Consider the following 14,899-nt stretch of genomic DNA (forward strand, 5'->3'; position numbering starts at 1 on the left):
TTAATCTTTTGGTGGCGCAGGAGCAAGGACTTCGCGGTTTCCGTTATGGCCAGGCGCACTCACGATGCCTTGTGCTTCCAGTTGCTCTACGATACGCGCAGCTCGGTTGTAACCAATCTTGAATCGACGTTGAACGCCCGATACAGAACCGCGACGAGACTGAACGACGTGTTCCACAACTTGATCGAACAGTGGATCGACTTCTTCGTCAGATTCCATTTGTTCACCCGGTAGCAAAGCTTCAGGACCTTGGTCACCACTGATAATTTCATCAATGTAGTTTGGCTTACCGCGCGCTTTCCAGTTATTTACAACCGCGTGAACATCATCATCCGATGCAAAAGCACCGTGAACACGAGTCGTATGGCTAGAACCAGGCGGTAAGTAAAGCATATCACCCATACCAAGTAGCGACTCTGCGCCACCTTGGTCAAGAATGGTACGTGAGTCGGTCTTCGTCGATACCGTAAACGCAACACGAGTTGGGATGTTTGCTTTAATGAGACCAGTAATTACATCAACCGATGGGCGCTGAGTCGCAAGGATTAAGTGAATACCTGCTGCACGAGCTTTCTGAGCAAGACGCGCAATCAGTTCTTCAACTTTCTTACCCACAACCATCATAAGGTCGGCAAATTCATCGACAACCACAACGATGTAAGGCAGTTTTTCTAGCAACGGCGGCTCAGTATCCATACTGTCGCCTTCTTGCCAGAATGGGTCGTGAATTGGGTGGCCAGCATCTGCTGCCATCTTCAACTTCTCGTTAAAGCCTTTCACGTTACGCACGCCCAATGCAGACATCAGTTTGTAACGACGCTCCATCTCGCCTACACACCATCGTAGTGCGTTAGACGCATCTTTCATATCAGTTACAACTTCAGAAAGAAGATGAGGAATACCTTCGTAGATTGAAAGCTCCAACATTTTAGGGTCGATCATGATGAAACGCAGATCTTCTGGAGACGCTTTGTAAAGCATACTCAAGATCATCACGTTTACACCGACTGATTTACCAGAACCAGTGGTACCAGCAACCAGCACGTGAGGCATCTTCGCAATGTCGGCAATCACCGCTTCACCCGCGATGTCTTGACCAAGAACGACCGTTGTTGGTGACGTGGCTTGTTCAAACTGAGGGCTACTGATTACATCAGATAGAAATACCGTCTGACGACTCATGTTAGGAAGCTCTAGACCGATGTATGGTTTACCCGGAATTACTTCAACAACACGCACGGCCATAGCAGAAAGTGCACGCGCTAAGTCCATTGATAGGCCAGAGATTCGACTTACTTTCACACCCGGAGCCAAATCTAGCTCAAAACGAGTGATAACCGGACCTGGGTAAATCCCAACAACGTCCGCTTTGATTTTGTAGTCTGCAAGCTTGGTTTCAACCAAACGAGCCACTTGTTCTAGCGCATCACGATCAATAAAGTTTTCACGTTTCTCAGGGTGGTACAACAATTCAAGAGTAGGCAGTGGCTCTTCTGGTACTGGCAAGTTTTGATCTTGCTGTACCAAGAACGGGTTTTGCTTCGCCGCGACCTTCGCTTGAGCACTCGAAACCAAATTTTGGAACGCTGCTACGTCTTGATCACCTTCTTGAACCTCTTCTACCTCAACTTCTTGAGGAGCAGGATCAAACGTTGCCGAAGGTGCCTGCGGTTGAGGTTGAACGGCAACTTGCGGTTGGACATTCTGAGTTGGTGCTACTGTTGGTTGCTGTGGTTCAGCTTGAACAGGTTGAGCTTGATGAACAGTTTGCGGTGCTACGAATTCATCTTCTTCATCCAATACATCAAAGTTAGAAATCGTTGGTTCGATGTGTTGGTTCGGCTCTGTTTGTTCAGTGATGTTATCAAGAGAAGCCGAATCAATCATTGGCTCATCTTGCTGATGTACAGTGTCTTGAGCAACATAAGACTGCTGAATTTGCTCCGCTTCGAACTGCTCGTATTCAGAGTACATTGATTCATGCTCAACAGGCTCAGACACAAACGGTTCAGTTTGAGCGGTCTGCTCAGGTTGCACATACGGTTCTGCCTGAACGTCAATTTGAGGTTGAACTGGCGCTTGGTATGAAGCTTGTTCTGATTGCGCAGCATAAGCAGGCTGAACAGGTGTCGGCTCAATAGGTTGCTGTATCGGCGCTGCGACATTTTCTTGTGCAACTGGCACTGGTTGAACTTCATCCGCCCAGTCATCCGCTTGTTGTGCCGCGGCTTCTAACTCTTCAATCGTGACATTAAGTTGCTTAGTGCGTTCAACCGTTGGGTCCACGTTGTCAGTGTTTACTGCTTGAACGGGCTCAACAGGCTGTGCTTGAACAGGTGCCGCTTGAGCAGCAGTTTGAGCAATAGAGGCAGGGATAACAACTGACTGCGGAGCAGGCTCGGCCGGTTTCGGTGACACAGACTGAGATGTAGCTTGTTCTGCCGCCGCGGATTGAGGCATGTAGATTGGGTACTCATGCGCAGGGACCGACTCTTTTGGTTCATCCACTTCGTACGCGGTTAAGTGCGGTAGCGGCTCATCTTCCAGATCGTCACCACGACGTTTCGTCATAACACGATCGTCAACAAACTCATCCAATTGTGGTTCTAGTGTTTCTTGCTCTGAGCCACGTGCCTTATTAGTGACTGCAGCAATCAGACCCAAAGCGCGATCGCCAAGCCACTCGACAATTTTTAACCAAGAGATACCACTAAATAGCGTAAAGCCTGCGCCCCACAAGAACAGTAATACCAAGGTTGTGCCAAGCACATTCAACGTTGGTAACGCGAGACTCGTCAGCACATCACCAACAACACCACCAGAAGAGAAATACCAAATGTCGTCAAAGTTAATGTCTGCAAGACCACAGCTGGTAAGAATAAGGATAACTAAACCTAATAGACGGGTTCCCCACAGCATTAGGTCAATTGGATCGTCCTCTGAGCGTTTACGACAGATCACCCATGCCCCTGCAGTAAGCAAGAATGGCAGTGGGTACGCGAGGGAACCAAATGTGAAAAATAGCGTGTCGGCAAGCCAAGCGCCGAACAAACCACCAGCGTTATCGATCTCTCCGCCCCAAGCAGTTTGGGACCAAGACGGATCGGCTGGGCTAAACGTAAATAGTGCAACGGCCAACAATACCGAACTAAGAACGCCAACGATAAAGCAGCACTCTTTTAAGCGTTGGAAGCCATTAAGACGCGAAGACTGAGGCTCTTCACTGGTTTTGATGATGGTTTCGACTTTCTTTGCGTTCTCTTTGAACATAAATCAACTTGAATATGGAAATGAATTAGGAATAAGCAAAACATTCCGAGCGGCAAAAGCCGCTCGGTAAATTGATTTAACCATATCAAAGAGAAAAACCCAATTACTCTATCGAGAAAGCGGAAGCATTTACCGCTTTCTTTGCAAGAATTTAACGAGTTTTAATCACAAGCTGGTTACTTTGCTTCACTTCTTCCATAACTACGTAGGTGCGAGTGTCATTTACGCCAGGTAGACGTAGTAACGTATCGCCAAGTAGTCGACGGTAAGCACCCATATCAGATACACGGGTTTTTAGAAGATAGTCGAAATCACCTGATACTAGATGACACTCTTGAATGTCGTCTAGCTTTTGAACAGCTGCGTTAAACTGTTCGAATACATCTGGCGCACCACGGTTAAGCGTAATTTCTACGAATACCAATAGTGATGCATCTAGGAACTGCGGGTTTAATAGCGCAGTGTAACCTGTGATGTAACCTTGACGCTCTAAGCGACGCACACGCTCCAAACACGGCGTTGGAGAAAGTCCTACACGTTTTGAAAGTTCAACGTTCGAAATACGACCGTCTTTCTGCAGTTCATTAAGAATGTTGCGGTCGATACGGTCTAGTTCCTTGGACGGCTTCTTATAGTTCTCTGCCATTTTTTATTCCACCTTATTACTTCCTTGCAAAAAAATATACTACAACTTTTTAATATTTGGTGCCAAATATTACAAATCAACATCTATACTAGATATTAATTCGACAATAACACCCTACAAACAGTTAATACAACCATTTTAGAAAGAGGACACAGGATGATCATTGGCGTACCTAAGGAAATCAAAAACCACGAATACCGTGTGGGAATGATCCCAGCTAGCGTGAGAGAACTTATCTCACATGGTCACCAAGTTTTAGTTGAGACCAATGCAGGTGCCGGCATTGGTTTTTCAGACGATGATTACATCGCTGTAGGCGCATCCATTCTTCCTACTGCTGCAGACGTCTTTGCGAAAGCAGACATGATTGTAAAAGTAAAAGAACCACAAGCCGTCGAGAGAGCAATGCTCCGCGAAGGGCAGATTTTATTTACTTATTTACACCTAGCACCAGATTTTCCACAAACTGATGAGCTAATCAAGAGCAAAGCTGTCTGTATAGCGTATGAGACTGTAACAGATAATATGGGTCGTTTGCCACTGTTAGCACCAATGTCAGAAGTAGCAGGTCGGATGTCTATCCAAGCTGGTGCACAAACGCTGGAAAAATCACACGGTGGCCGTGGTTTACTACTAGGTGGTGTACCTGGTGTTGAGCCTGCGAAAGTCGTTGTTGTTGGCGGTGGTGTCGTTGGTGCGAACGCAGCTCGTATGGCTGTTGGTCTTCGTGCTGACGTAACAATCCTAGACCGCAACGTAGATACACTGCGTAAACTAGACGAAGAATTCCAAGGCCGCGCGAAAGTGGTTTATTCTACAGAAGACGCGATTGAGAAGCATGTTCTAGAAGCTGACCTAGTGATTGGTGCAGTTCTAATCCCTGGTGCTGCCGCTCCTAAACTAGTAACAAAAGAGCACATCGCTAAGATGAAGCCAGGCGCAGCGGTCGTTGACGTAGCAATCGACCAAGGTGGCTGTTTTGAAACTTCTCACGCAACGACACACGCAGAGCCAACTTACATCGTTGACGAAGTTGTTCACTACTGTGTGGCTAACATGCCGGGTGCCGTTGCTCGCACATCAACATTTGCACTGAACAACGCAACACTACCTTACATCGTAAAACTCGCGAATAAAGGCTACCGTGAAGCGCTTCTAGCAGATAACGGTTTCCTAGAAGGCTTGAACGTTATCCACGGTAAAGTGACTTGTAAAGAGGTTGCTGAGAGCTTTGACCTAGAATACGTTGAACCAGAGAAAGCTATCGCAATGTTCAACTAATGACAAAATAACGCACAAATTGTCACGTTTTATTTACAATAGCCCACTAAGAAGTGGGCTTTTTTGTATAGAGCATTTAATTATAAAAAAGATCTAAAACTTATAAGCGCAAATTAAAATGTTTCGAGGTGTAACTGATTTAGCGCAAAATTCTGCCAATCTAACACGGTAACCACGTTCTTCAAGATAAAGTGCTTTGTCTAAAGCAAGCCAAATCTCCAATGGTCGTTGAAATACCAACTGAACCAAACTCAAACGCTCCATCTGCCAAAAACGCTGCTCAGCCAAGTTTTCAAACTTCGAGAAGTCAATATCTTGAGTCAATTCGATATCCTTTTGCTCTGCGGCCCAATGGCACAAAGATTCAAAACCATCACTTAATTGCGACTTACGAATACTCGGCACTGGTTGATATTCGGTCAACCCTAACGCTTGTCGCGTGATCAAATCAAACCCTAAGCGAAACACCATTTCTTGCTGACGATGACGGCGGACACGCTCACCTCCAGTCACAGTCTGTTGTAAAGGAATACGAAGCTCTTGCTTAGACAAAGAAAGAGAAGAAGCTCTGCCCTGCTCCGACATTGGCTGATATTGCTCAGACTGAATCAAATGGTAACAGCAAGGCGAGATTGTCATCGCGGCGATGCCGTTTTCGCTGCCGTACTGCATTAATCGAACATGGAGATCACCACATGCGTGTAACGCCACCGCATGTTGTGTCGGCTTAAACACGGCTTTTGCCGCAGAATCAAACGCGTCACCTTGAATAAACGTCATGCTCCAACGATGTTCATTCGCCGCTTGTTGCCCTGAATCACACAGCGCTTGTTGGAATTCGAAGCTCGTCACTGGCTGGTTCGTTTGTGTGGTAAGAATTCGCCCTAAATAGCCTTTTCCTGAACACCACTCTAACCATTCTTTGCCGTGATGATGTTGAATAGCCGCTTCGCCCATCGAACTTATTTGCTCTAACTTGCGGCCAGGAATACCACTGTCTAAACCGCGAGCAAGCTCCAATCCATTTAATGAAAGTGTTTCTAAGCGAGTAAGAGCGGCGAGCGGTTCAAGATCAGGTAAACAAGTTCCGATCGCTTTAAATAAAAGCTCAGGTTCTGATTTGTATTCTTCGATCTGAGAAGGGGTAAGAGACGCTAACCATTGACACAACTGAGGGTGTTGCTCTTGCCAAGGTAATGATGCGTGAATGCTGCTTTTAAAGGGCTCAAATCGCCACAACGATTGATTCTCGATTAAGCAGTCATTAATAAATTGAAATTGCGTTTTCATAGCTCCCCCTACAACGAGCGCATTGTAGAGGGAATCGAAACTTGAATGAAGTGTTATCTGACCGGAAGCTCGATGTCTTTAAACATCTCTTCGATTTCCGTATTAGATTTAAGCGAGATCGCCTGTTCCACAACCGGACGAGTCAAGTGCGGCGCAAAGCGCTCCATAAAGTCGAACATGTAAGAACGTAAGAACGTACCGCGACGGAAGCCAATGCTGGTCGTACTCGCACCAAACAAGTGGCTCGCATCAATCGCCACCAAATCGCCATCTTGGTCGTGATCGACTGCCATGCTCGCAATCACACCAACACCAACCCCCATACGAACGTAAGTCTTAATGACATCTGCGTCCGTAGCGGTAAATACTACTCGTGGTGTTAGACCTTCTCGGTTGAATGCGGTATCAAGCTCCGAGCGACCCGTAAAGCCAAACACGTAAGTCACCAGCGGATACGCCGCCAAATCGTGGATCGTTACTTTATCTTTCTTCGCTAGTGGGTGGTCTTTTGGTACCACGATAGAGCGATTCCAGTGGTAACAAGGCAGCATGATCGCATCTTGATAAAGGTGAAGCGCTTCCGTTGCAATCGCAAAATTCGCCGTGCCTTTCGCGATAGCCTCAGACATTTGGGATGGTGTGCCTTGGTGCATGTGCAGTGACACTTTCGGGTAACGCGCTGTAAAGCCTTTAATCACATCAGGCAACGCATAACGTGCTTGGGTATGCGTAGTAGAAATGTTCAGCGTACCCATTTCAGGGTGGGTGTGCTCCCCTGCGACCGCTTTAATGCTTTCAACACGAGCGAGGATCTCTTGAGAAATTCGCACGATTTCTTCACCAGCGGGTGTCACCTGCGTTAAGTGCTTACCACTTCGTTCGAAGATCTGAATACCCAATTCATCTTCCAGCAAACGTACCTGTTTACTGATACCCGGTTGGGATGTGTATAGGCTCTCTGCCGTCGCAGAAACATTCAGATTATGGTTCACAACCTCAACAATGTACTTCAGTTGTTGCAGCTTCATCGTAATCCCTTACTCATTTATCGAGATAATAACGTCATACCCATCGTGGCCGCCCTCCCGAGCATATGAATGCACACGATATAATGTTTAGTTATAACGTGTTAGCAACTAAATGAACAGTAATTTCTAACTTATACCCGAAGCTCATAGCAAGGTCGTTCAATGCTGCCAATATGCAAGGGGTTGAATCATTAAAAATAGGTTTTTTCAGGAGCTCACCGCATTCCCTGCTGATTTCCACAGGAAAACGTGTTTGGAGCAAAATAATCAGATAAATAGGGTGCCGAGAAAGATAAGATTCATGTATTCTTGAACGCTGGACACAGAAAAGTAACAAGTAGTAGAAGCAAAGATATGAATTTGACTTTAATAATCGCTTTGGTTGCCATCCTACTGGTATTGATCCTTGGCTATAACATCATGTTGCAGTACAAGGTAAAAGTAGAGACCGCGAAAAGACAGGAGTCTGCTCGCTATGTGGCGCTGATTGACGGTACTGAAGAGCTCATCGGGCACGCTCATCATATTCCTTTCAGCAAGGACTTACTGCTGTGTCTTAACAACCGTATTCTTGATGCACTCGAAAGCATGCGCGACCTTGATCCAAAGAACAAGCAGCTTGTTCAGCGCATCGAAAACATGAAGCAGCAAATTTCTCAATTGAATGAGAGCAGCGCAAACGGTGAAAGCACCACATTCAAAATGCCGAGCAGCGATAAACAAGCCATTGTAATGTTAAAGCTCGTCAAACGTCTTCGTGATGCAGTTCGTAATGAGCACAACAAAGGCCGTTTAGATACGCAAACTTACGTAACAGAGAACGCGCGTCTGGAAACTATGCAGATTCGTATTAACATCGAAAACGTTATCAAGCGAGCGAACGATTCCATTGCTCGTGGCCAACCTGGCACCGCATTGCAACTGCTTCGTAAAGGCATTGATGCCCTAAGTACAAAGAACGATGCGTACTCGATTCAAGCAAAACAAAAGCTGGAAGAAATGCTTGGTGACCTAGACAAGAAACGCCAAGACAAGAATGAAGCAGAAATGCAGCAGCTTGCCGATAAAGAACGCGACAATGATATGGATGCGCTCTTCGGTGAAAAGAAAAAGTGGTAAACTCTCCACAAGCTTTTCGCACTACTCGATTAAAGGCTGCGTTTGCGGCCTTTTTTGTATCTTGTATTTGCTCAAGATGCCGATGGTTACACCAAAATAGAATACAACGTACTAAGAACTAAAATGATTAATCTCGACGCCTATCAGGACCTTCTTGCTCCCATTAACCAATTCTTGCAATGCAGCACCCCAGATGAATGGGTTGAGGAAGCAAAGAAACCGGAAAACCTGCCAACGATTTTAGTAGATCACCTACTGTGTGAACTCAAAGCAGGTCAGTCTGCTATGCTTTTAATCCGTAAATACGCAGTAGACGACGCAAGCTCACTTGCCCTACTTGATTGGTTTAAACCTTATGAGGACTTCGCTTACCGCAAAACTGGCTCACTCGATACTTTAAAAGGTAAGAGCAACATTTCCAAAGCGATCATTGCTAAGTCGGATTCACCATACAGCCAAGATCTTATTGATAAGATGGTGCTGCTGATCAAAGAAGAGTTACACCACTTCTACCAAGTTCTAGAAATCATGGAAAGCCGTGGTGTGGAATACAAAAACATTCCGGCAAGCCGCTATGCCAAAACGCTGATTTCGCACATGAAGACATACGAGCCAGAAACGTTGATTGATAAGCTCATTATCGGTGCCTACATCGAAGCTCGCTCGTGTGAACGTTTCGCCAAACTGGCTCCGCACATGGATGACGATATCGCGAAGTTCTATGTTTCTCTATTGCGCTCAGAAGCGCGTCACTATCAAGATTACTTGATTCTGGCAGAGCAAATAGCGGGTAAAGACATCAGCGAGCGTGTGGCGGAATTTGGTCGCATTGAAGCAGCACTGATTTCAACACCAGATGAAGATTTCAAATTCCACAGTGGCGCTCCAGTGTTAACGGCATAGGCTGCAGCCTAACGTTAAATAGCAAAAAGCCGGACATCACGTCCGGCTTTTCTGTATCTAATCCAGTATCTCGTATCTTCATCCTCAAGAGCGAGGCACGTACGAGTTGGGGATCTCATACACACAAACTAAGAACGCGCACTCAACTCAATACGTTGTAAATTTGCATCAATACTCTGGTCACCTTTCAGCCTTTCCCAAAGCTGGCCAAGTAAATCCAAACTACGTTCACTTGGGTAACGCTCCGTCGATTCCAACAACTGCCATTGTCCATCTTTCCCCTTCTCAGCAAAGATAAACTCGAACGATAAGTTGTTGGACATACCCAAACGTAAGTCAGTCACAATCAACGCATCGTCTTCAATACGGTAGTTTAGGTAATCGTGAGAGAAAGCCTTAAGCCCTTTCAATGTGTCTGGCTTGTCTTCCAATGGCCAACTCCCAAGCGGGTGCGAGACAAAATCAATGTGGTCACTACCATCGAGGACTGACGCCAAACCTTCATAGTATTGGCCGTCATCCATTACGACGACGCGCCACAAAACGGTATTGAACGGTGTTGGGGTGATCAGTACTTGTTGATTCGGTAAGTTCTGCGCACTCAAGTTTTGTTCCACGCGAGACGCGATCATTTGCTGCGATGCGTAACCCCAACCAAGATAAAGCGTCGAAATCAACACCACGCTCTGACACCAGCGTCCGCCGCGAGTTTTGGAAAACATAGCCACACCAATCGCAAGCAATAAAGGCAGCGTGTAAAGCGGATCGATAATGAACACGTTCCGCAGCTCAAAATAGCCCTCAAATGGCCAAATCAACTGCGTGCCATACGTTGTCATTGCATCCAGCAAAGTGTGGGTAACAAACACGCTCACGGTTAAAAAGAACACTCGAGAAAGTGTCCAAAACGTATCTGGTCGCCAGCGGCAATAGAGCCAAGAAATCAGCAAAGCGAAAGGAGGCAAAACAAGTAAAGAGTGACTAAAACCACGATGCTTAATTGTGTTTTGCACGGCATCGCCATAGTCCAGAATCACATCCAGATCTGGCAAGGTTCCGAGGGCTGCCCCCATTAATAGCACCTTTGCGTTGCAGCGCTTCCCTGCGATCGCGCCAGCGACGGTCGCTCCTAGTGCAGCTTGCGTGATTGAATCCATATCCCGCTATCTATACTCATTCATGACAAAGATTGATTGGTTCGAAAACTAAAACGCATTTCCATATGTGTCAAACCAGTCACCCACTTTATGTCTCTTATTTACTTACTTTTACACACTAAGGGGCGATCAAATGTCTTTGATAGTTTGAAGGCGCTTTACTTAAAAAAAGCAGTCTCTTGGCGGGAGATTTTCTTGATTAACGCTTCACGTCGAAGATCTAAAATCTCATCAATCAATTTCTCTTTCGCACTAATGCCAAAGTGTTGAGCGTAATTTTTCACTTTTTCGATTTCACTCGGGTGTAAACGGTACACGTCTTTCTTTAATCGCGCTTCAGCTTCGCTTTTAATAAGGCCTTGGCTCTGCAACAATTTGATGATGGCTTCATCGGTTTGATTTACTGCTCGTGTCATGGGGTTCCAATCTAAAAGTTTGCGTTGCCCGCCATGCAGTTGGGCTTTCAAGTCGCACAACTTATAGACCAAACATGACAACGTTATTGCAGCCTAAAGTCATTTATTAGCAAAACATGAAACGAACTTACGACAAAAAGATACTCACCTGCTTAAACAATTTACCGCTGTGAAGTACAAAGACACACATTCACTTCTTCCCAATAAAGAACTTTTCGCCTTTCTGCCAATTTTATTATTGAGTATAAATTCGCTCTCGGTCACATAAATCATATTATATAGGTTGTTTTATCACTCCAATCAATCACCGCCATACTATTCAAACATCCAATTTCAGAAGCAAAATCATAGTCCGAGCAGCATAGAAAGTTGGTTACATTGTCAACAACTGGCAGTGGTCACTTTTTCGTCCATTTCAATTTCAATATTTGTGTTTTTCCCCTCCACTTCATACTTCACATAATCAACACTACGCATATTTGTGTTATTTAAATACAAGCAATATTACTTTCTTTGTATGTCACGAAGAATGACGTTAACCATGGAGAACAATATGAAGATCACACTCACGAATATTGTCGGTAGTGCGTTGTTACTAACAACATTTGCCTCGCACAGCGCTCAAGTGAATTTAATAAACCCAAGTTTTGAAGAGAGCTTTTCTGGCTGGACGGAATTCGACCCAACCGCCGAATCTGGCGTTGCTTACGATGGTGTAAAATCAGCAAAATTCGAAGATGATGGAGCTCGACTTGAGCAAACCGTTTCCGTTATCGTCAACACCGAATATACACTCAGTGCTTATGTGCGGGGTGATGCAAACATTGGCGTAGACGTTGGTGGAAGTACCTATAGCCAATCTGCATCCAATAGCGATTGGGCGAAAACAACCGTCATCTTTAACTCGCAGGATTCAACCGAGATCACCATATTTGGTGAATACAATAGTGCCGAAGGACGTGTTGACCTGTTCGCACTCAACTCATCAGACATCATTGATCCACCGACGACTTCTTTACCTATGTTTGACCTTGACCCGTCAGTGCCACCTTCCGATAACTTTGATCTACTTGATTGGAAACTGGATTTACCTGTTGACGATAACGGTAACGCCTCTGGCGATGCACAAGAAGTAAAAGAAGATGAGTTATCAAGTGGTTACGAAAACACAGAATTCTTCTATACGGGAGACGACGGTGGCCTCGTATTTATCTCTCCAGTTGAAGGGGCAACGACATCAAGTAATACCAAATACACGCGTTCTGAAATGCGCGAAATGTTACGCCGAGGCGATACCAGTATTTCCACCACGGGTATTACCAAGAATAACTGGGTATTTGCAAGCGCTCCAGCAGATGACCAAGATGCATCAGGCGGCGTTGACGGTGTATTAGAAGCAACTCTCGCGGTCAACGCGGTGACAACAACCGGCGATAGCAACCAAATCGGCCGAGTGATTGTTGGTCAGATCCACGCCAATAATGACGAGCCAATTCGACTTTACTATCGCTTACTACCCGGTCACAGCAAAGGTTCATTGTACTTTGCACATGAACCTAACGCAGACGCTTCTCCAGACGATGAGCAGTTCATCAACCTAATCGGCAGCTCTGCAGATGATGCCTCTGAACCTTCTGATGGTATCGCCCTTAATGAACTCTTCTTCTATCGCATTGAAGTTCAAGGTAACCAGTTGATCGTGACAATTCAGCGAGATGATCATGAAGACGTGACGGAAACTGTCGACATGAGCACGAGTGGCTACGATGTTGGCGGTCAGTACATGTACTTCAAGGCAGGGGTTTACAACCAAAACAACTCTGGTGACCCTACAGACTACGTACAAGCAACGTTCTACTACCTCACCAACAGCCATGAAGGATACGAGTTCCCTTAGATCTATAAAGCCAAGCGGAAGGTTAACTCCCTTCCGCTACTTTCCATCTTAGTGATGGCATTAACAACAATAAAAAACGGTTTATACGTAAAATTTATCGTGATGAATACCACTTTATTGTCTTAGTTATAAAACTTGATTCAGCCCTCACTTTTATGACCAATATCCTTATTAAAGTTAGATCCCTCGCACTATTCTCTTGATTCACAAGTGATCTGACCATCATTTAATCGTTTCGTACGTTTCGCACTCACTTGTCATACAATATCATTTCTTTTGCAAGTTCAGGTAAGAACATCAAAAGGAATCAATGATGAAAAGTCATGTTGAAATTGCCATGGATGCTGTCGAGTTAGTCAAGCCATCCATAGAACGATTATTCGAACGAACCAATCGAAAAGAGCTCCATATCGTGGTGATGGATCCTAGAGTAAAACCGTGGGAAGCGTCTTTTACTGATGCCGTTCTCTATGAAACATCTCTGGGACAACCACAAGAATGGACCATTCCATTTGATGAGTTCGCAAGAAACAAAGCACAACAAGCATGGCGCAACGGCCGCCCTAATATTCATAACCAAACCACCCAAACCTCTTCTCTACAAGAAAACGATTTGCTGTTCTTCGGCTCATTTGTACATGGCGACGTCGTCGTTGCGTGCAGTGGTGTCGAGCAATGGTATGACATGCTCATAAGCGGCTGGATCGCCGTCGCGTTTGAGCAGCTCTGCATGAGCGAATATCAAAACAATAAAACAAACCACCCTACACAAGCATACAAAAACTAACGGAAACAAAAGGTCGATTATTATGAACAAGCTTCTTAAATCTCTACTTGTCGCCGCTGGCATCATGGTCTCTGCAACGGCTATTGCCGCGGATTATCCAACGAAAAACATCCGTCTTATTGTTCCGTTTGGTGCAGGCGGTGGGACTGACGCCGGCGGTCGAACTCTGGCTAACTCCGCAAAAGATGTACTAGGACAAAACATCGCCGTGATGAACCGCACTGGGGGGGCTGGCGCGGGGGGCATGAGCTTTGGTGCACAGCAGCGTCCAGATGGGTACACGCTTACGGTTGTCACTCGTGAAATCGCTTCTCTCCCTCAAATGGGTTTAATGCGACATGATGCGAGTGACTTTAAACTAATTCGAATGGTTAACCTCGATCCTGCCGTGGTTTTGGTTCATAAAGACAGCCCTTTCAACACCATCAATGACCTTATCGCCGAAGCCAAAAAAGGCGAAGGTAAAGTAAAGTTTGCCTCGACTGCAGCTCCGAACTTCTACCTGATGGCATTAGAGCAGAACCAAGGAATCAAACTTAACGCCATTCCATACAACGGTGCATCGGAAGCGATTCCCGCGGTACTTGGTAAACACACAGACGTCACCATGGTAACGCCAGGAGAAGCCATTGCTCAGTTGCGTTCAGGTCAATTAAAAGCATTGGGCGTCATGTCAGACGAACGCATTGAATACATCGCCGATGTTCCAACCTTGAAAGAGCAAGGTGTTGATGTTGTTACTGGTACATGGCGCGGTATTGGCGCACCAAAGAACACGCCAGATGAAGTTATTGAAACGCTAGGTAAAGCCTTTGATGAAGCAATGGCATCGGCAGAGTTCAAAGAGTTTATGGAAAAAGGCGCAATGTCGATTCATAACATGGATGCAGAAGCGTTTACCAAGTTTGTTGATGAAGACAGCAAAGCACTCGCAAAACTAATTCAGTAAGTGATGTTTTAAGCGAAGAGCATCACCCCGGTGCTCTTCGTGTTGAGGAGAATCAGCATGAGTCAAAACAGCCTACAACAAAGCGGCTCACAGCCCACAGAACCCATTCAAAACCAACCGTCATCAAAACTGGATAGAGAGATCTTTTTCCCGCTT

At 45.6% G+C, this 14,899-nt stretch carries 12 protein-coding genes; 6 read left to right on the forward strand and 6 right to left on the reverse strand.

The annotated features are described in order from the left end of the window. On the reverse strand, positions 1-3,270 hold the full coding sequence (locus ATB76_RS06725; RefSeq protein WP_061034914.1) for a DNA translocase FtsK: 3,270 nt from the start codon (positions 3,268-3,270) through the stop codon (positions 1-3). Positions 3,271-3,421: 151 nt separating this feature from the next. Further along, positions 3,422-3,916: a leucine-responsive transcriptional regulator Lrp gene (gene lrp / locus ATB76_RS06730; RefSeq protein ID WP_009842652.1), complete on the reverse strand. Its 495-nt coding sequence runs from the start codon at positions 3,914-3,916 to the stop codon at positions 3,422-3,424. A gap of 156 nt (positions 3,917-4,072) precedes the next feature. Between lrp and ald the strand changes: the two genes are divergently transcribed. Continuing rightward, complete coding sequence (gene ald / locus ATB76_RS06735; protein ID WP_038881470.1) at positions 4,073-5,197, forward strand: alanine dehydrogenase; 1,125 nt, start codon at positions 4,073-4,075, stop codon at positions 5,195-5,197. Between the two features lie 93 nt (positions 5,198-5,290). Here the strand turns inward: ald and ATB76_RS06740 are convergent, their stop codons facing one another. Both ATB76_RS06740 and cysB read right to left on the reverse strand, forming a co-directional pair. Further along, on the reverse strand, positions 5,291-6,487 hold the full coding sequence (locus ATB76_RS06740) for a methyltransferase (protein ID WP_061034915.1): 1,197 nt from the start codon (positions 6,485-6,487) through the stop codon (positions 5,291-5,293). Between the two features lie 53 nt (positions 6,488-6,540). Then, the gene (cysB, locus tag ATB76_RS06745; RefSeq protein WP_038867045.1) at positions 6,541-7,515 is read right to left on the reverse strand and encodes an HTH-type transcriptional regulator CysB; all 975 of its coding nucleotides are present in this window, start codon (positions 7,513-7,515) and stop codon (positions 6,541-6,543) included. A gap of 354 nt (positions 7,516-7,869) precedes the next feature. Between cysB and ATB76_RS06750 the strand changes: the two genes are divergently transcribed. Beyond that, on the forward strand, positions 7,870-8,634 hold the full coding sequence (locus ATB76_RS06750) for a hypothetical protein (protein WP_061034916.1): 765 nt from the start codon (positions 7,870-7,872) through the stop codon (positions 8,632-8,634). Positions 8,635-8,757: 123 nt separating this feature from the next. Next, a complete protein-coding gene (locus ATB76_RS06755) occupies positions 8,758-9,537 on the forward strand; it encodes a tRNA isopentenyl-2-thiomethyl-A-37 hydroxylase MiaE (RefSeq protein WP_061034917.1) in 780 nt (259 codons plus the stop codon). A 128-nt stretch (positions 9,538-9,665) separates the two neighbouring features. On the opposite strand, the gene ATB76_RS06760 is transcribed toward ATB76_RS06755, so the two are convergent. After that, entirely contained in the window at positions 9,666-10,694 is a 1,029-nt protein-coding gene (locus ATB76_RS06760) for a metal-dependent hydrolase (protein WP_061034918.1), read from the reverse strand. A 158-nt stretch (positions 10,695-10,852) separates the two neighbouring features. After that, positions 10,853-11,110 carry a hypothetical protein gene (locus ATB76_RS06765; protein WP_038867037.1) on the reverse strand — a complete coding sequence of 86 codons (258 nt, stop codon included), beginning with the start codon at positions 11,108-11,110 and terminating at the stop codon, positions 10,853-10,855. A 553-nt stretch (positions 11,111-11,663) separates the two neighbouring features. Between ATB76_RS06765 and ATB76_RS06770 the strand changes: the two genes are divergently transcribed. From ATB76_RS06770 to ATB76_RS06780, 3 genes are all read left to right on the forward strand, one after another. Beyond that, positions 11,664-13,007, forward strand: a complete 1,344-nt coding sequence (locus ATB76_RS06770; protein WP_061034919.1) for a polysaccharide lyase family 7 protein — start codon at positions 11,664-11,666, stop codon at positions 13,005-13,007. A gap of 313 nt (positions 13,008-13,320) precedes the next feature. Then, positions 13,321-13,794: a hypothetical protein gene (locus ATB76_RS06775; protein WP_038867033.1), complete on the forward strand. Its 474-nt coding sequence runs from the start codon at positions 13,321-13,323 to the stop codon at positions 13,792-13,794. A gap of 22 nt (positions 13,795-13,816) precedes the next feature. Next, a complete protein-coding gene (locus ATB76_RS06780) occupies positions 13,817-14,743 on the forward strand; it encodes a tripartite tricarboxylate transporter substrate binding protein (RefSeq protein ID WP_061034920.1) in 927 nt (308 codons plus the stop codon). Positions 14,744-14,899 lie beyond the last annotated feature (156 nt).

This window comes from Vibrio sp. MOR3 (genome assembly GCF_001557775.1).
Taxonomy (GTDB): domain Bacteria; phylum Pseudomonadota; class Gammaproteobacteria; order Enterobacterales; family Vibrionaceae; genus Vibrio; species Vibrio jasicida.

What these genes read in the sequence shown, in the direction of transcription:
- ATB76_RS06725 (WP_061034914.1), bottom strand. Translation starts at nt 3,270, where the DNA reads ATGTTCAAAGAGAACGCAAAGAAAGTCGAAACCATCATCAAAACCAGT.
- lrp (WP_009842652.1), bottom strand. Translation starts at nt 3,916, where the DNA reads ATGGCAGAGAACTATAAGAAGCCGTCCAAGGAACTAGACCGTATCGAC.
- ald (WP_038881470.1), top strand. Translation starts at nt 4,073, where the DNA reads ATGATCATTGGCGTACCTAAGGAAATCAAAAACCACGAATACCGTGTG.
- ATB76_RS06740 (WP_061034915.1), bottom strand. Translation starts at nt 6,487, where the DNA reads ATGAAAACGCAATTTCAATTTATTAATGACTGCTTAATCGAGAATCAA.
- cysB (WP_038867045.1), bottom strand. Translation starts at nt 7,515, where the DNA reads ATGAAGCTGCAACAACTGAAGTACATTGTTGAGGTTGTGAACCATAAT.
- ATB76_RS06750 (WP_061034916.1), top strand. Translation starts at nt 7,870, where the DNA reads ATGAATTTGACTTTAATAATCGCTTTGGTTGCCATCCTACTGGTATTG.
- ATB76_RS06755 (WP_061034917.1), top strand. Translation starts at nt 8,758, where the DNA reads ATGATTAATCTCGACGCCTATCAGGACCTTCTTGCTCCCATTAACCAA.
- ATB76_RS06760 (WP_061034918.1), bottom strand. Translation starts at nt 10,694, where the DNA reads ATGGATTCAATCACGCAAGCTGCACTAGGAGCGACCGTCGCTGGCGCG.
- ATB76_RS06765 (WP_038867037.1), bottom strand. Translation starts at nt 11,110, where the DNA reads ATGACACGAGCAGTAAATCAAACCGATGAAGCCATCATCAAATTGTTG.
- ATB76_RS06770 (WP_061034919.1), top strand. Translation starts at nt 11,664, where the DNA reads ATGAAGATCACACTCACGAATATTGTCGGTAGTGCGTTGTTACTAACA.
- ATB76_RS06775 (WP_038867033.1), top strand. Translation starts at nt 13,321, where the DNA reads ATGAAAAGTCATGTTGAAATTGCCATGGATGCTGTCGAGTTAGTCAAG.
- ATB76_RS06780 (WP_061034920.1), top strand. Translation starts at nt 13,817, where the DNA reads ATGAACAAGCTTCTTAAATCTCTACTTGTCGCCGCTGGCATCATGGTC.